Consider the following 18,539-nt stretch of genomic DNA (forward strand, 5'->3'; position numbering starts at 1 on the left):
GTCTGGTCCCATGCCTTTTTTGCGAATCTCTTAGGGGTCGAATCTCGATGAACCACTCTTTGCGCACAAAATTGCTGCCCGTAGCAATTGCGACGCTGCTCGCCACCGCTCCGGTCTTTGCCCAGGACACCTCCTCTTCCATCAGCGGTCGCATTGTCGACGGCAGCGGCCAGCCGGTTGCCGGCGCCACCGTGCAGATCGTCCATGAGCCCACGGGTACTACCAAGACCACCACCACTGACGCGGCCGGCCGTTACACGGCACAGGGCCTGCGCGTGGGCGGTCCGTTCGACGTGAAGGTCAATAAGGACGGCACGCAGACCGAACAGGACAACGTCTATCTGCAGCTGGCCCAGGACACCGCGGTCAATCTGACGATGGGCGTGACCGCTGCCACCGCCAATGCGCAGAACCTCACGGGCGTGACCGTGTCGGCCAACTCGCTGTCGCAGACCTTCACGCCGGAGAACAAGGGCATCAGCACCAACATCTCGCGCCGCGAGCTGGACGCCGCCCCCACGCCGGGCCGCTCGATCCAAAACATCGTGCGCATGGATCCCCGCGTGGTCATCACCGACCGCGCCCGTGGCGAAATCTCGGCCGTTGGCCAGAACAGCCGCTACAACAACATCACCGTCGACTCGGTCAGCGCCAACGATCCGTTCGGCCTGAATGCGAACGGCCTGCCGACCCTCGGCACGCCGATCTCGCAGGACACCATCGAGGAATACAACATCTCGACGGCGAACTACGACGTGGCCAACCGCCGCGGCCTGGGCGCCAACGTCAACGCCGTGACCAAAAGCGGTACCAACGACTTCCACGGCTCGGTCTACTACGCGTTCCAGAACACCGACATGATCGGTGACAACGAGCAGGACAAGCCTTACGCCGGCTTTAGCCGCCAGTGGACGGCCGGTGGCACCGTGGGCGGTCCGATCATCAAGGACAAGCTGTTCTTCTTCGCCTCGATGGAAAAGAGCCAGCAGGTTGGTTCGGGCAGCCCGTATGGCCCGCAGGACTCTGGCGCAGCGACGCCGATCAAAGGCCTGACCAACCAGCAGGTTCAGCAGGTGCGTGACATTGCCGCCAAGTACGGCATGAACGACATCGGCACGGTGGGTGGTGGCAACTCCAACCTGACCGATAAGCGCTACCTCGCCAAGGTCGACTGGAACATCGCCGACAACCACCGCGCCAGCTTCACCTATAGCGAGACGAAGGAAAACAAGCCGATCATCACCGGCAGCCAGACCAAGCTGGTGCTGTCCAGCGGCTGGTACAAGACCAACGTCGACAACAAGAGCTACGCGCTGCACTTCTACGACGACTGGTCGGACATCTTCTCGACCGACACCACTGTCTCGTATGCCAACTTCAACCAGAACCGCGGCCCGTACAACGGCGTGGCCATGCCTGACATCACTGTCTACCCGACGCAGTACGGCAATCCGGCGATCGAGTTCGGCACGGAATATTCCAGCCAGGCCAACGTGCTGAAGGTGAAAACCTTCAATGCCGCGTGGGCAGGTACCCTGTATCTCGGCGACCACACGCTCAAGGGTGGTTTCGACTACGAGAAGGACAAGTACTACAACTTGTTCCTGCAGAACTACTACGGCAGCTACGTGTTTGAAGAAGTCCCGGGTGGCAAGGGCGCCACCGGTCTCAGCAACTTCGCCAGCGGCCAGTACTACCAGTACCGCTACAACCGTCCGGCCAACGGCCTGAGCCTGGATGATGTGGCTGCCCGCTACAACCTCAACCAGTGGGGCGTCTTCCTGCAGGACACCTGGCAGGTCACCAACAACTTGTCGTTGCAGTACGGCGTGCGCGTTGACGTGCCGCTGATGGACGACAAGCCGCTCTATAACGCGGCCTACGCGGCTCCGTCGGGTGTCAACGCGAAGGGTCAGGCGATCGGCGGTTTCGGCCAGACCAACCAGAACACCATCAACGGCCATCGCGTCGTGCAGCCGCGCATGTCGTTCAACTACACCTTCAACACCGAGCGGATGACGCAGTTGCGTGGTGGTGCCGGCTTGTTCGTGACCAATCAGCCGGGTGTGTGGCTGGGCAACATCTTCTCCAACTCGGGTATGACGCAGACGCAGTACAACTGCGGCCCGACGCAGTCGGCACCGTGCAACACCAAGCTGCCTGCCTTCAGCACGGATCCGAACCATCAGAACAATGGTCCCGCAGGCGCGGGCGTGATGACGGTCAACACCATCTCCAAGGACTGGAACATCCCGACCGCGTGGAAGATCAGCCTCGGCGTGGACCGTGAGCTGCCCTGGTACGGCCTGATCGCCACGGCGGACTGGGAGCACATCAAGCAGCGCGATGCCATCTGGTTCCAGAACGTGAACCTGGGTACGCCGACCGGGGTGCTGCCGGACGGCCGCAGCTCGTATTACGGTCAGCTAACCGACCCGGCGACGACCAAGCCAGGTCCGCGCGCGAATGCCAACCAGGCGTTCTCGGGCCAGATGATCAACCTCGCCAACACCGACAAGGGCAGCGCCGACAGCATCGCTCTGTCGTTGAAGAAACCGTTCTCGGAAGATTGGTCGGGCATGGTCGGTTTCACCTGGAGCCGTTCGACCGAAGTGAACCCGGGTACGTCCTCGGTGGCGAACTCGAACTACAGCAACAACTACGTCTACAACTCGAACGAGAACGTGGCCAGCACCTCGAACTACTCGGTGCCGCGTCGTGTGATCGCCTCGTTGAACTGGCAGCATCGCTTCTGGGGTGACTACACCACCAGCGCCAGCATTTTCTACGACGGTCACTCCGCATCCCCGTATAGCTGGACGTTCGGCAATGACGCCAACGGCGACGGTTACACCAACGACTTGGTCTACATCCCGCGTCCGGGTGAAGTCCAGTTCCGTCCGGGTACCGATCCGAAGCTGATCCAGCAGTTCTGGGATTACATCCAGAAGAACGATTACCTGAAGGATCACCAGGGTGACGTGGCCAAGCGTAATGGCGACCGCGCAGGCTGGATCAACCAGATCGACCTGAGCTTCAGCCAGGAAATCCCGGGCATCTTCAAGGGCAACAAGGGCATCGTCCGCCTCGACGTCTACAACTTCACGAACCTGCTGAACAAGCACTGGGGTATCGAGAAGCGTGTGAACTTCCCGGGTGGCCGTGCACTGGCTGACTACGCCGGCGTTGATCCGAAGACGGGCAAGTACATCTACAACATCGATTGCGGCGGTAAGGCATCGTGCACCACGTACAACCAGGGTAATGGCTACCAGCCGCTGGCGGTGCCGACCTACATCAACAACAACGACGACCTTGCCCAGCGCTGGTCGGTCCTGTTGACGGTGAAGTACGCCTTCTAAGCGCATTAGCTTGCGAAGGTGTTAGTTCCGGCCGGCGCCCCTTGGGCGCCGGCTTTTTTATTAATGGAGGCCTGCCGAATGGCTTGACCCTGCCATGCCTGGCGCGGGAAGCTACGCGGTCCGCCGCGTTTTGCACGGACGAGCGAGCCGCGAGGGCGCGGCGAGGAGAACGGTTGAATGAATGACATGCAAGCCGGCAAGGCCGGTCGCCCTGGCACCGTGAGCGCGCGCATTTCGCCCGCCGGTGGCCTGGATATCCTGTCCCGCAATGAAGTGGCGCGCTTGCGCGACGCCAGCGGTTCGGGCCTGCACGCCTTGCTGCGCCGCTGCGCGCTGGCAGTGCTCACCTCGGGCAACATGAGTGACGATCCGCGCTCCATCCTGGAGCAGTTTCCCGATTTCGACATCCAGGTGCTGCAGCAGGATCGCGGCATCAAGATCGAGCTGACGCATGCGCCGGCCCAGGCCTTCGTCGATGGCCAGATCATCCGCGGCATCAACGAGTTGTTGGTGGCTGTGGTGCGCGACATCGTTTACGTGTCGACGCAGATGGAGCAGGGCAATTTCGATCTGGACGACAGCGTGGGCCTGACCCATGCCGTGTTTGAGATCCTGCGCAACGCCCGCATCCTCAAGCCGCAGATCGACCCGAACCTGGTGGTGTGCTGGGGCGGCCACTCAATCTCACGCGACGAGTACGAATACACCAAGCAGGTGGGCTATCAGCTCGGCCTGCGCGGCATGGACATCTGCACGGGTTGCGGCCCTGGCGCCATGAAGGGCCCGATGAAGGGCGCCACCATCGCCCACGCCAAGCAGCGTCGCCGCAACAATCGTTACATCGGCATCACTGAGCCGGGCATTATCGCGGCCGAGTCGCCGAACCCGATCGTGAATCACCTGGTGATCATGCCGGACATCGAGAAGCGCCTCGAAGCTTTCGTGCGCATGGGCCACGGCATCATCGTGTTCCCCGGTGGCGTGGGCACCGCGGAAGAGATCCTTTACCTGCTGGGCATCCTGCTGAATCCGGACAACGCCGGCGTGCCTTTCCCGTTGATCTTCACGGGGCCGAAGCAGTCCGCGGCGTATTTCGAGCAGATCGACCGCTTCCTTCGCCTGACCCTTGGCGAAAGCGTCACCCAGCACTACCAGATCATCGTCGACGACCCGGCTGCCGTGGCCCGCGCCATGGTTCGCGGTATCGACAAGGTGCGCAACTATCGTCTGGATACCAAGGACGCCTTCTTCTTCAACTGGGCGCTCAGCATCCCGTACGCCTTCCAGCTGCCGTTCCGTCCCACGCATGAAGCTATGCGTGAGCTGGCGATCCACCGTGACCGTCCGCGCCATGAGCTGGCGGCTGACCTGCGCCGCGCGTTCTCCGGCATCGTGGCCGGTAACGTGAAGGAAGATGGCCTGCGCGCGATCGAGAAGTTCGGTCCGTTCGCCATCGACGGCGATGCAGACATCATGGCCTCGCTGGATGAGCTGCTGAAGGCCTTCGTGGCCCAGGACCGTATGAAGCTGCCGGGCGGCACGGCCTATGTGCCCTGTTACCGCGTACTGACGGGCAAGGCGGCTTGAGCCCTGTCTGAAATAGTTAAGACGGCTTGACAGCCCGGAGCTGGATATTCAAACTATCTAGCTCACCCCGCCCGAATAGCTCAGCCGGTTAGAGCACTTGACTGTTAATCAGGGGGTCGTTGGTTCGAGTCCAACTTCGGGCGCCATATTTAAAAAAACCTCGCCTTCATGGCGAGGTTTTTTTATGCCTGATGGGCAGTGCACTCCGCTGGTGACGCGGGTCCCGGGGCGTCGACGTGCGCTAAAGGCCCCGTGAAGGTTTTGTGGTGGCCTCATGGCCGCGATGCGCCATCAGGACTGCATCACAAGGTTGCGGCGTCCACCGTTGCCTAGACATCCGTTACACCAGCGGATGCCGAAGATGTCGAGCACTCGGGACTCGTACGGCGGGAGCTAGTGCTATCCATCGCCGTTGCGGGTGCGCTGGATCATGGCGAGGTGCGGCATGAAACGCGGATGGTCCATCGTCATCGGGGTGCTGTGGCTTGCCGGCTGTGCGAGTACGGGCGATCTCACCCATAACAAGCCCGTCTTTCAGGGCAGTACCACGAAGCTGGATTCGGTTTACGCGGCTTGCGTTCACTCGCGTTGGGTGGCCATCTCACCGACGGCCCACATCGTGGAGTCGCCTGTGGAACTGCAGGTGGTGGCGGGTAATGCGACGGCGAATATCGAGGAGCAGTTGATCATTCGCAGCAAGGCCATGGGGGCGGACGTCGTGCTCTATGAGCGCCTTCAGATACTGGCCTTGCGCGGATATCGCGAGGCGGCGAAGGCGTGTCTCTAGCTGTCCGTTGCGCATCGATACGCTTGATCGTCGCTGGCCTTGGCGCTGGCGACACGTCCCACGATGGAAACCGTGATCGTCAGGGCGTCCTCTGTATGCCCCTGCCCGCAAAGGGTGAAACTGACATTGCTGCCGCCCGTGGTGCCATCGGGCTGGAAACGGACGCGCTTGCGTCCCCCGGTGCTTGTGATGATCAGCTGGCGATAGCCGTTGTGCACCCACGATGGCGGCCCGTCCAGCTGGTCTGCATTGGTGCTGAGATAGCGCCCGATCGCCCAGCCGTGTTCCCAGTGTGTGTCATTGGCGCATGTCGCGTCGCTGGCCAAGGGGCAGAACAGGATGCGGCGCCCGCTGGTGATCGCCAGGCTGCGCGCGTGTTGAAGCGACGCGATCAGCTCCAGTTGGGCCGTGACGACGCGATGGCGGGCCAGCATCCGGCTGAAGGAGGGGATGGCGATACACAGGAGCACAGCGATGATGGCCAGTACCACGATGCTCTCGATCAGGGTAAATCCGGCCCCTGGCTGCCGATGGGCCCTTTCCCTTTGAATTCGCACATGAACTGCCCAGTCGCTGGAGACCATGAGCCTAGCCAGGGCGTCAGGGATGTTCAGTCATCCCAGGCCTTGGGTCGATGTCATAGCCTGCTGACAGGTCCTGTCAGCAGGCTGATTTAAAATGCCAAGACGCGACCGCATGTAGAACGCCATGACAGACCGCTTCGAACTCGTCTCCCCCTACAAGCCCTCCGGTGATCAGCCCGAGGCCATCCGCGTGCTCAGCGAGGGCTTCGAGTCCGGTCTGGCGGCGCAGACACTGCTGGGCGTCACCGGCTCGGGCAAGACCTACACCATCGCCAACGTCATCGAGCAGGTGCAACGGCCGACCATCGTGATTGCGCCCAACAAAACGCTGGCGGCGCAGCTTTACGGCGAGTTCAAGGAATTCTTTCCGCATAACGCGGTGGAATACTTCGTCAGTTATTACGACTACTACCAGCCCGAAGCGTACGTGGTGGCGTCCGATACCTTCATCGAGAAGGACGCCTCGATCAACGACCACATCGAGCAGATGCGCCTGGCCGCCACCAAGGCGCTGTTGTCGCGCAAGGACTCGATCATCGTTGCCACGGTGTCGGCCATCTACGGCCTGGGCGATCCGGAGGATTACCTCTCGCTGCGCCTGATCCTCGCCAAGGGCGAACGCATCGATCAGCGCGCGCTGATTCACCAGCTCACTGAGTTGCAGTACACACGCAACGAGATGGATCTGCGTCGCGGCACGTACCGCGTGCGCGGTGAGATCATCGATGTGTTTCCCGCCGAATCGGAAACCGAGGCGCTGCGCATCGAACTGTTCGACGGCGAAGTGGAAAACATGTCGCTGTTCGATCCGTTGACGGGAGACACGATTCGCAAAGTCCCACGCTACACGGTCTATCCGCGTACGCACTACGCCAGCACGCGTGAGAGCGTGTTGAACGCCATCGAGACCATCAAGGTCGAGCTGAAAGATCGGTTGGAGCAGCTCTACAAGGACAACAAGCTTGTCGAGGCACAGCGTTTGGATCAGCGCACGCGCTTCGACCTCGAGATGATGACCGAGGTCGGCTACTGCCAAGGCATCGAAAATTACTCACGGCATCTGACACGACGTGGTCCCGGTGAGCCGCCGCCGACCCTATTCGACTATCTACCGGCCGACGCGTTGCTCGTAATCGACGAATCACACGTCACCATTCCGCAGTTGGGCGCCATGTACAAGGGCGACCGATCGCGTAAGGAGACGCTGGTGGAATTCGGTTTCCGTTTGCCATCGGCGATGGACAATCGTCCGCTGCGCTTCGAGGAATGGGAAGCGCGTGCGCCGCGTTCGATCTACGTGTCAGCCACGCCGCGTGATTACGAGTTGCAGAAGTCGGGCGACGCCGTCGTTGAGCTAGTGGTGCGCCCCACCGGCCTGATCGATCCGGAAGTGGAAGTACGCCCTGTGCGCACGCAGGTCGACGACTTGCTGGGCGAAGTGCACAAGCGCGTGGCGATGGGGGATCGCGTCCTCGTCACAACGCTGACCAAGCGTATGGCCGAGAACCTCACGGAGTACCTCAGCGATCATGGCGTGAAGGTGCGCTACCTGCATTCGGACATCGAGACCGTGGAGCGCGTGGAGATCATTCGGGATCTGCGCCTGGGCGAGTTCGACGTGCTGGTTGGCATCAACCTGTTGCGCGAGGGCCTGGATATGCCTGAGGTCTCGCTGGTGGCGATCCTCGACGCCGACAAAGAAGGCTTCCTGCGCTCCACTGGCTCGCTGATCCAGACCATCGGTCGTGCCGCGCGCAACGTGCGCGGCAAGGCCATCCTTTACGCCGACAACATCACCCGCTCCATGAAGGCGGCGATGGACGAGACGGCGCGGCGCCGAGAAAAGCAGCAGGAGTACAACGAGGCCCACGGCATCACACCTCAGTCGGTGGTGCGACGTATTGCCGACATCATGGAAGGTGCCCGCAGCGAATCGCCGACGCGTGGTCGCGGTCGACGTGGCGAGCGCCAGGGGGCTATGGCCGTCGCGGAGAATGGCGCCGATTACGCTGCCCTGAGCGCAGACCAGGCCTCGGCCATGATCAAGAAGCTGGAGGCGCAGATGTACAAGCACGCCGAGAATCTGGAGTTCGAAGAGGCGGCCCGCCTGCGCGATCGGATCCACAAGCTCCGCGAACGGGCCGGTTGAGCCGGGCTTTGCTGGGGTGGTTGTCCCCGGCCCATGGAGCACGTATACTGCGCGGCTCGCACGGCATGCCGGCGAGAACCGGGCGGTTAGCTCAGCGGTAGAGCACTACCTTGACATGGTAGGGGTCACAAGTTCGATCCTTGTACCGCCCACCAATTCAGTTTCCGCGTACTGCGTGGAACCAAGAAGAGGAATCCGAAAGGGTTCCTTTTTTTGTGCCTGGTTTATGGCCGGGCGCGTCGGTGGTGGCGGTTGACTCATCAGGACATGTTGCCGCGCACCGTGTGCATTCCTTGACGCAATGCGAGTCCCGGTTTGATCCTTGGCCGACTATCGCCACTCGCAACGAGGCGGTCCTGCCATCCCGTTGCGCTTACCGTTTGCTTGAGGGAACCGTGATGACGTATCTCTGGGTCAAGAGCTTCCACGTGGTGTTCGTCATCGCATGGATGGCTACCGTCTTTTACCTGCCGCGTATTCTCGTGAATATCGCCGAGGTGGGCGACGAGCCGGCGGTCAAGGCACGCTTGATCCTGATGGGGCGTCGCCTGTATCGCTTCGGGCACAACATGTTCGGTATCGCGTTTCTGTTCGGGCTGGCGCTTTGGGAGGGCTGGCGCGTGTTTCCTCAAGCGTTGCCGAACGTGGTGGCGTCGCTGCACTGGATCGACGCCAAGCTGACGCTGGTGGTGTTGATGCTGATTTATTTCGGCTGGACCGGGCGCTTGCTCAAGCGTAGCGAGAAGGGTGGTTCGCTGCCTTCGTCAAAGACGTTGCGCATCATGAACGAGCTGCCCGTGCTGGTGTTGCTTGGCATCGTGTTCCTGGTGATCGCCAAGCCGTTCTGATCATTCGTTGCATTTCTTATGGGACGCAGCGCGTGCGCTCCCACCGTGATGCTGAGCAGTGGTTACTCCCCGCGCTGGAAGTATTCCCTGTACCAGGCCACGAAGCGCGCCACGCCTTCCTCAATCGTCGTGCTCGGTGCGTAACCCACGTCGCGGCGCAGGGCCGAGACATCGGCCCAGGTATCCGGCACATCGCCCGGCTGCATGGGTAGCAGGCGCTTTTCCACCGTGCGACCGAGGTGCTGCTCCATCAGCTCGATGAAGCGCAGCAGCTGCACCGGCTGGTCGTTGCCGATGTTGTAGACGCGATAAGGCGCGCTCGACGTGCCCGGGTTCGGCCGCAGAGCGTCGTAGCCGGCATCTGGTCGGGCGACGTGATCGAGCGTGCGGATCACACCTTCGACGATGTCGTCGATGAAGGTGAAGTCGCGGCTGTGGTTGCCGTAGTTGAAGACATCGATCGGCTCGCCGCGGCTGATGCGGTCGGCAAACAGCATGGGCGACATGTCGGGGCGGCCCCAGGGGCCGTACACGGTGAAGAAGCGCAGGCCCGTGGTGGGCAGGTCGTACAGGTGGCTGTAGGTATGCGCCATCAGCTCGTTGGCTTTCTTGCTGGCTGCGTACAGGCTGACGGGATGGTCGACGGCGTCCTCGATACCGAAGGGCATCTTGCGGTTGGCGCCATAGACAGAGCTGGAGGATGCATAGACGAGGTGCTCGACCTTGCCATGGCGGCAGGCCTCCAAGACGTTCACGAAACCCACGAGATTGCTTTGCACGTAAGCCTGTGGGTTCTTCAGCGAGTAGCGCACGCCCGCTTGTGCGGCCAGGTTCACCACGCGCTGGGGCTGGAAGTTCGCAAAGGCGCGGTTCACCGCCTCGGCATCGGCCAGATCGGCCCGTAGATGCGTGTAGTTGGCGTGGTTGGCGATGCGAGCGAGTCGGGCCTCTTTCAGCGCGGGGTCGTAGTAGTCGTTGTGGTTGTCGATGCCATAGACCTCGTCGCCGCGCGCCAGCAGGCGCTCGGCAAGGGCGGAGCCGATGAAGCCGGCTGTGCCGGTGACGAGAATGCGCATGCGGAAACCTCGGGGGTCGACGGGGCGGGCATTCTATCGCTGCCGATATTGAGACAGAGTCGGCGCTGGCTGATTTGACATCGCTCGATGGGCTAAACTAGCGTTCCGTACGTACCCACCCGGAGACAAGGTGGCCCGCGCTTCGAGCGCCGGTCGAGCGTGTGACATGGCAACTACCACCTTCCAACGCTGATTCGAGCCACGCCTTGTTTCACACAAAGGGCGCGTGGCGCTCTTTATTTTTGTCTGCCATCCAGGCAGGCAAGGACAAACTGGCCATCCATGGCCGGACTCTTCAAATAGAGCACGTTCCTTTGGGACGTCTTTTTTAGGTGCGAACATGATTGAAATCACGCTACCCGACGGCAGCAAGCGCCCGTTCGACCATCCGGTGACAGTGCAGGACGTAGCTGCCTCCATTGGCGCCGGCCTGGCCAAGGCGACTCTCGCCGGTAAGGTGAACGGCAAGCTGGTCGATGCCAGCTTTCCCATCGAGAACAGCGCCAGTCTCGAAATCGTCACGGAGAAGAGCCCGGAGGCGCTGGATATCCTTCGCCACTCCACCGCGCATCTGCTGGCGCAGGCTGTGCAGCGCCTGTATCCGGGCGCGCAGGTCACCATTGGTCCGGTGATCGACAACGGTTTCTTCTACGACTTCGCCTATGAGCGCCCGTTCACGCCCGACGATCTGGTCAAGATCGAGGCGGAGATGGAAAAGATCGTCAAGGAAGCGCTGCCGGTGACGCGTAGCGTGAAGTCGCGCGATGAGGCGGTGAGCTTTTTCCGCGGTCTGGGCGAGGAGTACAAGGCCGAGATCATCGAGAGCATCCCTGCCAATGAGGAATTGTCCCTGTATTCGCAGGGCGATTTCATCGACCTCTGCCGTGGCCCGCACGTGCCCAACACGGGCAAGCTGCGCGCTTTCAAGTTGATGAAGGTGGCCGGCGCGTATTGGCGCGGCGATTCCAACAACGCGATGCTCACGCGCATCTACGGCACGGCGTGGCTCAACGACAAGGATCTGAAGGCCTACCTGCACCAGCTGGAGGAAGCCGAGAAGCGCGACCATCGCAAGATCGGCAAGGCTCTCGACCTTTTCCATCAGCAGGAAGAAGGCCCGGGCATGGTGTTCTGGCACCCCAAGGGCTGGGCGATCTGGCAGCAGGTGGAGCAGTACATGCGCCGCGTGTACCGCCAGAGCGGCTACCAGGAAGTGCGCTGCCCGCAGGTGCTGGACGTGTCGTTGTGGAAGAAGTCCGGTCACTGGGACAACTACCAGGAAAACATGTTCTTCACCGAGTCGGAGAAGCACACGTATGCCCTGAAGCCGATGAACTGCCCGGGTCACGTGCAGATCTTCAACACGTCCCTACATAGCTACCGCGACCTGCCGGTGCGGTACGGCGAGTTTGGTGCCTGCCATCGCAACGAGCCCTCGGGCGCGCTGCACGGCATCATGCGCGTGCGCGCCTTCACGCAGGACGATGGCCACGTGTTCTGCACGGAAGCGCAGATCGAGTCCGAAGTGACGGCCTTCCACCAGCAGGCCATGAAGGTGTACGACGACTTCGGCTTCGAGGACATCGCGCTGAAAATCGCGCTGCGTCCGGACAAGCGTATTGGCAGTGATGAGGTATGGGATCGCGCCGAAGAGGCCTTGCGCGCCGCGCTGGGCGCCGCTGGCGTCAAGTGGGAGGAGCTGCCGGGCGAGGGCGCCTTCTACGGCCCCAAGATCGAGTACCACATGAAGGACTCCATCGGCCGCGCCTGGCAGGTGGGTACCATGCAGGTGGACTTCATGATGCCCGAGCGCCTGGGCGCCGAGTACGTGGACGAGAGTTCACAGCGCCGTCACCCAGTCATGCTGCATCGTGCCATTGTGGGGTCGATGGAGCGTTTCATTGGTATCCTGATCGAGCATCATGCCGGTCTGCTGCCCACTTGGCTGTCCCCGCTGCAGGCCGCCGTGTTCAGTATTACGGACGCTCAGGCCGATTATGTCCGCGAAGTAGCGCAAACCCTTGTCGATAAAGGTTTCCGGGTTCACGCCGATTTGCGCAATGAGAAGGTCGGCTATAAAATCCGCGAACATACGTTGCAGAAAGTCCCTTACCTGCTGGTGGTCGGAGATCGCGAGAAGGAATCAGGGGCCGTTTCCGTGCGTACGCGTTCGGGCGAAGACCTCGGCAGCATGCCGTTGGTCGCGTTTATCGAACGCCTGGAAGCCGAGACCCGTCGCTAAGCGCGCGGGCCGGCACTTTTAAGAACTCTTCTGGAGGATTGTGGTATCGCTACCACCGACACAAAGGGCAATCGCCGTAACCTTGAGATCCGCGTCCCGCGCGTTCGCGTGATCGGCGCAGATTCGGAACAGCTAGGCATCCTTACCCGCGACGAGGCACTGGCCTTGGCTCAAGAGGCGGGCATGGACCTGGTCGAGATCCAGCCGAACGGCGACCCACCGGTCTGCCGCATCATGGATTACGGTAAGTTCAAGTTCGAAGCCCAGAAGAAGGCCCAGGCGGCCAAGAAGAAGCAAAAGCAGGTTGAAATCAAGGAAGTGAAGTTCCGTCCGGTCACGGACGTGGGCGACTACCAGATCAAGCTGCGCAACATGCTTCGCTTCCTCGAAGAGGGCGACAAGGTCAAGGTCACCATCCGCTTCCGCGGCCGTGAAATGTCCCATCAGGATCTGGGCCAGAATCTGGCCAGGAAGATCCAGGAAGATGTCGGCGAGAACGGTGTGGTGGAGTCTTTCCCCCGCCTGGAAGGTCGTCAGATGGTCATGATGATCGGGCCGAAGAAGAAGTAAGTTTCTGTAAATTAAAGAAAAGGCGGCCAGTGGGCCGCTTTTTCTTTTGGGTATTTCGCGGCACTGGGCTTTCTCCGTCACCTTTCCGGGGCGCGCGCTCAGCGCTAGCAAAACCCTGATTTCCTGCGTATAATCGCCGGTTCGACCCACCAGGACGGGTCGTGAACCGATGCTGGCAGGACGGAAAGAGCGCTTCAAAGCGCCGCCACATCAGTCAGAAACCGGGGCCTAGCCCCATCAAGGAGCATTCCCATGCCCAAGATCAAGACCAACCGGGCGGCTGCGAAGCGTTTTCGCAAAACCGCGTCGGGCAAGTTCAAGGCCGGTCACGCCTTCAAGTCGCACATCCTGACCAAGAAGTCGACCAAGCGTAAGCGCGGTCTCCGTGCCACCAACCACGTCAAAGCTTGCGACACCAAGGGTGTAGCACGCATGTTGCCGTACTTGTAAGGCGAGGAGATAAACCATGGCTCGTGTAAAGCGTGGCGTTACCGCCCGTCGTCGTCACAAAAAGATCATTGGCCGCGCGAAGGGTTACTACAACGCCCGTCGCAAAGTCTTCCGCGTTGCTAACCAGGCCGTCATCAAGGCTGGTCAGTACGCCTATATCGGCCGCAAGCAGCGCAAGCGTCAGTTCCGCGCTCTGTGGATCGTCCGTATCAACGCTGCGGCTCGCCAGTTCGGCCTGTCGTACAGCCGTCTGATCAACGGTCTCGCCAAGGCCGGCATCACTGTCGACCGCAAGGTGCTGGCGGACATCGCCGTGCACGACATCAAGGCGTTCGGCGCGATCGCAGAGAAGGCGAAGGCCAGTCTGGCCGCTTGATCGTCTTGCGCACTGCGCACTGACGATATGATGTGATCAAGCGGGGAGGAGGCCACCAGCCTCCTCCCCGTTTTTGTTTGGGCAGCTCGCGATGTTGCTCCCTCTCCCCACTGGGGAGAGGGCCGGGGTGAGGGGAGACGTCTTGCCACGGTTTTCAATCGAAGCACGAAGCGCGCTTCGATCGGGCGATATCGCTAGAGCGGCCCCTCACCCTAGCCCTCTCCCCAGTGGGAAGAGGGAATAAAGCGAGAGTCGCATCGATGGATGACCTGGATAGCCGCGCGGTAGCCGCGCTGGCCGATATCGACAAGGCCGATACGCTGGAGGCGCTCGACGCGCTGCGCGTTAGCCTGCTGGGCAAGAGCGGTATTGTCACGGCCGCGCTGAAAGCATTGGGCGCACTCTCGCCGGACGAGCGCAAGGCGCGCGGCGCTGAGGTCAACCGCATCAAGGATCGCCTGGCCGACGCGCTCGCCGCGCGCAAGCAGGTGCTCGAGCAGGCGGAGCTTGATCATCGCCTGGCCTCGGAAACCATCGACATCACGCTGCCGGGTCGCAATGGCGAACGCGGCGGCATCCACCCGATCACGCGTGCGCTCGAGCGCATCACAGCCATCTTCTCACGCCTGGGTTACCGGCGAGCCGATGGTCCGGAGATCGAGGACGACTGGCACAACTTCGAGGCGCTGAACTTCCCGCTGCACCATCCGGCGCGCGCCATGCACGACACCTTCTATTTTGGCGACGGTCGCCTGCTGCGTACGCACACCTCACCAGTGCAGGTGCGCTCTATGCAGGGCCGCCAGCCGCCTATCCGCATCATCGCGCCGGGAAAGGTCTATCGCAGCGACTCGGACCAGACCCACTCGCCGATGTTCCATCAGATCGAGGGCCTGCTGGTTGACGAGACGTCCAGCTTCGCGGACCTCAAGGGCACGTTGGCTGAATTCATCCGTGCGTTCTTCGAGCGTGATTTCGAAATGCGTTTCCGTCCGAGCTACTTCCCCTTTACCGAGCCCTCGGCCGAAGTGGACATCCGCTGGGATGCGGAGGACGGCAGCACGCGTTGGCTGGAAGTGCTGGGCTGCGGCATGGTGCATCCTAACGTGCTGAAGAATTGCGGCATCGACCCGGAGCGCTACACCGGCTTCGCGTTCGGCCTGGGTGTGGAGCGTTTTGCGATGCTTCGCTACGGCGTCTCCGATCTGCGCGCGTTCTTCGAGAACGACCTGCGCTTCCTCAAGCAGTTCGCGTAAACGCAGCAGGAACCGATACGCATGAAATTCTCCGAAAACTGGCTGCGTCACCATGTGCCGACGAAGGCATCGCGTGACGAACTTTCCGCGACGCTAACGGCGATCGGTCTGGAGGTTGAAGACGTCACCGCGCTGGGCGACTCGCTCGACGGCGTGGTCGTGGCCCGCATCGTCAGCGCCCAGAAGCATCCCGAGGCAGATCGCCTGCAGGTGTGTGAAGTGGACACCGGCAACGGCACCGTGCAGATCGTCTGCGGCGCGCCCAACGCGCGCCCGGGCCTCGTGGCGCCGCTGGCGACGGTGGGTGCCACCTTACCGGGCGGCATCGCCATCAAGGCGGCGAAGCTGCGTGGCGTCGAATCGTTCGGCATGCTTTGTTCGGCCAAGGAGCTGGGCATCGATCCGGATGCGTCCGGCCTGCTTGAACTCCCGGCCGATGCGAAGGTAGGTACACCGCTGGCGACGTATCTCGGCTTGCCGGACGCCAGTATCGAAATCAAACTCACGCCCAACCGCGCCGATTGCTTCAGCGTGCGTGGCATCGCTTTCGATGTCGCCGCCGCGTTGGGTGGTGAAGTCATTCCGCTGGATGCCCAGGCTGTGCCGGCGCAGAACGAGGCAGCCATGCAGGTTGTACTCGGTGCGGGTGAGCGCGTACCGCGTTTTGTCGGGCGTGTCATCGACAACGTCGACGCGAGCGTGTCGACACCGGTTTGGATGGCCGAACGCCTGCGCCGCAGTGGCCTGCGCCCGATCAGCTTCCTTGTTGATGTCACGCAATACGTCATGCTGGAACTTGGCCAGCCGATGCACGCGTTCGACAAGGACAAGCTAGAAGGCGACATCGTCGTCCGCCCGGCTCGCGCGAACGAGAAGCTGGCACTGCTCGATGGCCGCACCGTTGAGCTGAGCGACGATTTCCTCGTTGTTTCCGACAGCGTCGGCGGCAAGGGCGCTCGGGCGGTGGCACTGGGCGGCATCATGGGTGGCTCGGAGACGCGCGTCACTGAGACCACGCGCAACGTGTTTCTCGAGGCAGCCCACTGGATTCCCTCGGCCATCATCGGCCGCAGCCGCAAGCTAGGTATGCACACGGATGCAGGGCATCGCTTCGAGCGAGGCGTCGATCCAGAGCTGCCGGGCATTGCCGTTGAATACGCCACGCGATTGATCCTCGATATTGCCGGCGGCGTGCCCGGCCCGTTGGTGGACGTCACCCTGCCGGAACACCTGCGATCGCCTGAGCCGATCCTGCTGCGCCGTGCGCGTTTGGCCCGTGTGCTGGGCCTGACCGTCGCCGATGCCGAGGTGGTACGCATCTTCACGGCGCTGGGCATGAAGGTCGAGCTGCAGGCCGATGGCTGGAAAGTCACCGCGCCGAGCCGTCGTTTCGATATCGAGCGCGAGGAAGACCTGATCGAAGAGGTCGCGCGCATCCACGGCTACGAAAACATTCCGACGCATACGCCGGCCGGCGCGCTGACGCTGGCCGCTGAGCCGGAGGGCCGCCTCAACGAGTTGGCCGTGCGCGAACAGCTGGCCGCACGTGCTTATTACGAGGCGGTGAACCTCGCTTTCATCGGTCACGACGTGCTTCAGCGCTGGGGCATGACCGAGCAGTTGGTGCCGTTGGCCAATCCGCTGTCGGCGGATCTTGCCGTGATGCGTCCTTCGCTACTTCCGGGCCTTATCGTTGCGCTCTCGCACAACCGCGCCCGCCAGCAGGAACGCGTGCGCCTGTTCGAACTGGGTCGCACCTTCCGCATTGATGCGGAGGCGGCCGCCCGCAAGGACGCGCCGACCGAAACGCCGATGCTGGCCATCGTCGCTTGCGGCACGGCTCATGCGGAGCAGTGGGGCGAAGCATCCCGCTCGCTCGACTTCCATGACCTGAAGGGCGACCTCGACGCCCTGATCGCCTGGGGTGGCGAGCCGGAGCGTTGGGCCATCCACGCCGATGGGCTGCCGGGTTGGCTGCATCCGGGTCGCGGTGCCCGCGTAACCCGCGACGGCAACACGGTGGGCTTCCTTGGTGCGCTGCACCCCCAGCTGGCTAAAGCCCTGGACCTCGGCGCCGATGTCCATGTGCTGGAGCTGGCGTTGGAGCCAGTGCTGGCCCGTCGCCTGCCCAAGGCACAGCCTGTGCCCCGGTTCCCGTCCGTTCGCCGCGATATCGCGGTTGATGTGCCAGAAGAGGTGACCTGGTCACAGATTGAGCAGGTAGTCCGGAAGACCTTGGGCGGCCAGCTGAAAGAGCTGTGCCTATTCGACCGTTACAGCGGCAAGGGAGTCGAAGTAGGCCGAAAGAGTCTCGCTATGGGCTTGATTTTACAGGACGCTTCACGCACGCTTACTGACGACGACGCTGACCGTAACATTCGCGAAGCAGTCGTAGCGTTGGAGATGGCATGCAAGGCGAAGTTGCGAGGATAAGATGGCGCTGACCAAAGCGGAGATGGCCGAGCGCCTCTTTCTTGAGGTAGGCCTCAACAAGCGTGAGGCAAAAGAATTCGTAGACGCCTACTTCGAGGTCGTCCGCGAGGCGTTGGAAAAGGGCGAGCAGGTGAAGCTGTCGGGTTTCGGCAACTTCGACTTGCGTCAGAAAAACCAGCGGCCGGGGCGCAACCCCAAGACGGGCGAGGAGATTCCTATTTCCGCTCGTCGTGTGGTGACGTTCCGACCGGGTCAGAAACTCAAGGTGCGAGTCGAGGGCTATGCTGGACCAAGGGAATAACACCGAGCTGCCGGCGATCCCGGCGAAGCGCTACTTCACGATCGGTGAGGTGAGCGAACTGTGTGGCGTCAAGCCGCACGTGCTGCGGTATTGGGAACAGGAATTTCCCGCACTCAATCCCGTCAAACGTCGCGGCAACCGTCGCTACTATCAGCGTCACGATGTACTGATGATCCGTCAGATTCGTGGCCTGCTATACGACGAAGGCTTCACCATCACGGGTGCCCGTGCCCGTCTGGAAGGTCCGCAGGCGCGCATGGAATCAAGCATTTCCCACCAGATCGTGCGCCAGGTGCGCATGGAACTGGAAGAAGTGCTGGCGCTGCTGCGCCGCTGAGTTTCATCCGAGGCTTCCGGTACTACCAGCCAAGCTGGTAGACTTGTCCTCTTGCCGTATCGTCGGGGCGTAGCGCAGCCTGGTAGCGCATCTGCCTGGGGGGCAGAGGGTCGTGGGTTCGAATCCCGCCGTCCCGACCAATTCGGCAACAGATAGCAGAACGGCGCCTGGGGCGCCGTTT

At 61.9% G+C, this 18,539-nt stretch carries 15 protein-coding genes and 3 tRNA genes; 16 read left to right on the forward strand and 2 right to left on the reverse strand.

The annotated features are described in order from the left end of the window. The first annotated feature begins 47 nt into the window (after positions 1–47). From DyAD56_RS03115 to DyAD56_RS03130, 4 genes are all read left to right on the forward strand, one after another. A complete protein-coding gene (locus tag DyAD56_RS03115; protein WP_102301289.1) occupies positions 48–3,362 on the forward strand; it encodes a carboxypeptidase regulatory-like domain-containing protein in 3,315 nt (1,104 codons plus the stop codon). A gap of 177 nt (positions 3,363–3,539) precedes the next feature. Further along, complete coding sequence (ppnN, locus tag DyAD56_RS03120) at positions 3,540–4,949, forward strand: nucleotide 5'-monophosphate nucleosidase PpnN (RefSeq protein WP_102301290.1); 1,410 nt, start codon at positions 3,540–3,542, stop codon at positions 4,947–4,949. 69 nt (positions 4,950–5,018) lie between these two features. Beyond that, a tRNA-Asn gene (locus tag DyAD56_RS03125) sits at positions 5,019–5,095 on the forward strand. Positions 5,096–5,394: 299 nt separating this feature from the next. Next, entirely contained in the window at positions 5,395–5,736 is a 342-nt protein-coding gene (locus tag DyAD56_RS03130; RefSeq protein ID WP_102301291.1) for a hypothetical protein, read from the forward strand. On the opposite strand, the gene DyAD56_RS03135 is transcribed toward DyAD56_RS03130, so the two are convergent. After that, positions 5,733–6,320 carry a GspH/FimT family pseudopilin gene (locus tag DyAD56_RS03135; protein WP_102301292.1) on the reverse strand — a complete coding sequence of 196 codons (588 nt, stop codon included), beginning with the start codon at positions 6,318–6,320 and terminating at the stop codon, positions 5,733–5,735. The two genes, DyAD56_RS03130 and DyAD56_RS03135, sit on opposite strands and share 4 nt — an antisense overlap. A gap of 124 nt (positions 6,321–6,444) precedes the next feature. Between DyAD56_RS03135 and uvrB the strand changes: the two genes are divergently transcribed. The 3 genes from uvrB to DyAD56_RS03150 all read left to right on the forward strand — a co-directional run bounded on the left by uvrB (position 6,445) and on the right by DyAD56_RS03150 (position 9,317). Further along, entirely contained in the window at positions 6,445–8,469 is a 2,025-nt protein-coding gene (gene uvrB / locus DyAD56_RS03140; protein WP_102301293.1) for an excinuclease ABC subunit UvrB, read from the forward strand. Between the two features lie 80 nt (positions 8,470–8,549). Then, positions 8,550–8,624 (forward strand) — tRNA-Val (locus tag DyAD56_RS03145). Positions 8,625–8,864: 240 nt separating this feature from the next. Further along, positions 8,865–9,317 carry a CopD family protein gene (locus DyAD56_RS03150; RefSeq protein ID WP_199178867.1) on the forward strand — a complete coding sequence of 151 codons (453 nt, stop codon included), beginning with the start codon at positions 8,865–8,867 and terminating at the stop codon, positions 9,315–9,317. Positions 9,318–9,379: 62 nt separating this feature from the next. Here DyAD56_RS03150 and DyAD56_RS03155 read toward each other — a convergent pair whose 3' ends face one another. Beyond that, positions 9,380–10,393: an NAD-dependent epimerase gene (locus tag DyAD56_RS03155; RefSeq protein WP_102301295.1), complete on the reverse strand. Its 1,014-nt coding sequence runs from the start codon at positions 10,391–10,393 to the stop codon at positions 9,380–9,382. A gap of 340 nt (positions 10,394–10,733) precedes the next feature. Between DyAD56_RS03155 and thrS the strand changes: the two genes are divergently transcribed. The 9 genes from thrS to DyAD56_RS03200 all read left to right on the forward strand — a co-directional run bounded on the left by thrS (position 10,734) and on the right by DyAD56_RS03200 (position 18,498). Continuing rightward, positions 10,734–12,635: a threonine--tRNA ligase gene (gene thrS, locus DyAD56_RS03160; protein ID WP_102301296.1), complete on the forward strand. Its 1,902-nt coding sequence runs from the start codon at positions 10,734–10,736 to the stop codon at positions 12,633–12,635. A gap of 45 nt (positions 12,636–12,680) precedes the next feature. Next, positions 12,681–13,205 (forward strand): translation initiation factor IF-3, encoded by a 525-nt coding sequence (gene infC / locus DyAD56_RS03165; RefSeq protein WP_255409191.1) that lies wholly within the window; start codon positions 12,681–12,683, stop codon positions 13,203–13,205. A 252-nt stretch (positions 13,206–13,457) separates the two neighbouring features. Then, positions 13,458–13,655 carry a 50S ribosomal protein L35 gene (gene rpmI / locus DyAD56_RS03170; RefSeq protein ID WP_038615747.1) on the forward strand — a complete coding sequence of 66 codons (198 nt, stop codon included), beginning with the start codon at positions 13,458–13,460 and terminating at the stop codon, positions 13,653–13,655. Positions 13,656–13,671: 16 nt separating this feature from the next. Then, the gene (gene rplT / locus DyAD56_RS03175) at positions 13,672–14,031 is read left to right on the forward strand and encodes a 50S ribosomal protein L20 (RefSeq protein WP_017463630.1); all 360 of its coding nucleotides are present in this window, start codon (positions 13,672–13,674) and stop codon (positions 14,029–14,031) included. 260 nt (positions 14,032–14,291) lie between these two features. Further along, entirely contained in the window at positions 14,292–15,287 is a 996-nt protein-coding gene (gene pheS, locus DyAD56_RS03180; RefSeq protein ID WP_102301298.1) for a phenylalanine--tRNA ligase subunit alpha, read from the forward strand. 21 nt (positions 15,288–15,308) lie between these two features. Then, the gene (gene pheT, locus DyAD56_RS03185; RefSeq protein ID WP_102301299.1) at positions 15,309–17,720 is read left to right on the forward strand and encodes a phenylalanine--tRNA ligase subunit beta; all 2,412 of its coding nucleotides are present in this window, start codon (positions 15,309–15,311) and stop codon (positions 17,718–17,720) included. 1 nt (position 17,721) lies between these two features. Then, the gene (gene ihfA, locus DyAD56_RS03190; protein ID WP_019467382.1) at positions 17,722–18,021 is read left to right on the forward strand and encodes an integration host factor subunit alpha; all 300 of its coding nucleotides are present in this window, start codon (positions 17,722–17,724) and stop codon (positions 18,019–18,021) included. Then, positions 18,002–18,358, forward strand: a complete 357-nt coding sequence (locus tag DyAD56_RS03195) for a MerR family transcriptional regulator (protein ID WP_019467383.1) — start codon at positions 18,002–18,004, stop codon at positions 18,356–18,358. Before ihfA ends, DyAD56_RS03195 begins: the two co-directional genes overlap by 20 nt. A 63-nt stretch (positions 18,359–18,421) precedes the next feature. Next, a tRNA-Pro gene (locus DyAD56_RS03200) sits at positions 18,422–18,498 on the forward strand. Positions 18,499–18,539 lie beyond the last annotated feature (41 nt).

It is taken from the genome of Dyella sp. AD56 (genome assembly GCF_002878475.1).
Lineage (GTDB): Bacteria > Pseudomonadota > Gammaproteobacteria > Xanthomonadales > Rhodanobacteraceae > Dyella.

Excerpts from the sequence above, each read along its gene's own strand:
- DyAD56_RS03115 (WP_102301289.1), top strand. The coding sequence starts at position 48 with ATGAACCACTCTTTGCGCACAAAATTGCTGCCCGTAGCAATTGCGACG.
- ppnN (WP_102301290.1), top strand. The coding sequence starts at position 3,540 with ATGAATGACATGCAAGCCGGCAAGGCCGGTCGCCCTGGCACCGTGAGC.
- DyAD56_RS03130 (WP_102301291.1), top strand. The coding sequence starts at position 5,395 with ATGAAACGCGGATGGTCCATCGTCATCGGGGTGCTGTGGCTTGCCGGC.
- DyAD56_RS03135 (WP_102301292.1), bottom strand. The coding sequence starts at position 6,320 with ATGGTCTCCAGCGACTGGGCAGTTCATGTGCGAATTCAAAGGGAAAGG.
- uvrB (WP_102301293.1), top strand. The coding sequence starts at position 6,445 with ATGACAGACCGCTTCGAACTCGTCTCCCCCTACAAGCCCTCCGGTGAT.
- DyAD56_RS03155 (WP_102301295.1), bottom strand. The coding sequence starts at position 10,393 with ATGCGCATTCTCGTCACCGGCACAGCCGGCTTCATCGGCTCCGCCCTT.
- thrS (WP_102301296.1), top strand. The coding sequence starts at position 10,734 with ATGATTGAAATCACGCTACCCGACGGCAGCAAGCGCCCGTTCGACCAT.
- rpmI (WP_038615747.1), top strand. The coding sequence starts at position 13,458 with ATGCCCAAGATCAAGACCAACCGGGCGGCTGCGAAGCGTTTTCGCAAA.
- rplT (WP_017463630.1), top strand. The coding sequence starts at position 13,672 with ATGGCTCGTGTAAAGCGTGGCGTTACCGCCCGTCGTCGTCACAAAAAG.
- pheS (WP_102301298.1), top strand. The coding sequence starts at position 14,292 with ATGGATGACCTGGATAGCCGCGCGGTAGCCGCGCTGGCCGATATCGAC.
- pheT (WP_102301299.1), top strand. The coding sequence starts at position 15,309 with ATGAAATTCTCCGAAAACTGGCTGCGTCACCATGTGCCGACGAAGGCA.
- ihfA (WP_019467382.1), top strand. The coding sequence starts at position 17,722 with ATGGCGCTGACCAAAGCGGAGATGGCCGAGCGCCTCTTTCTTGAGGTA.
- DyAD56_RS03195 (WP_019467383.1), top strand. The coding sequence starts at position 18,002 with ATGCTGGACCAAGGGAATAACACCGAGCTGCCGGCGATCCCGGCGAAG.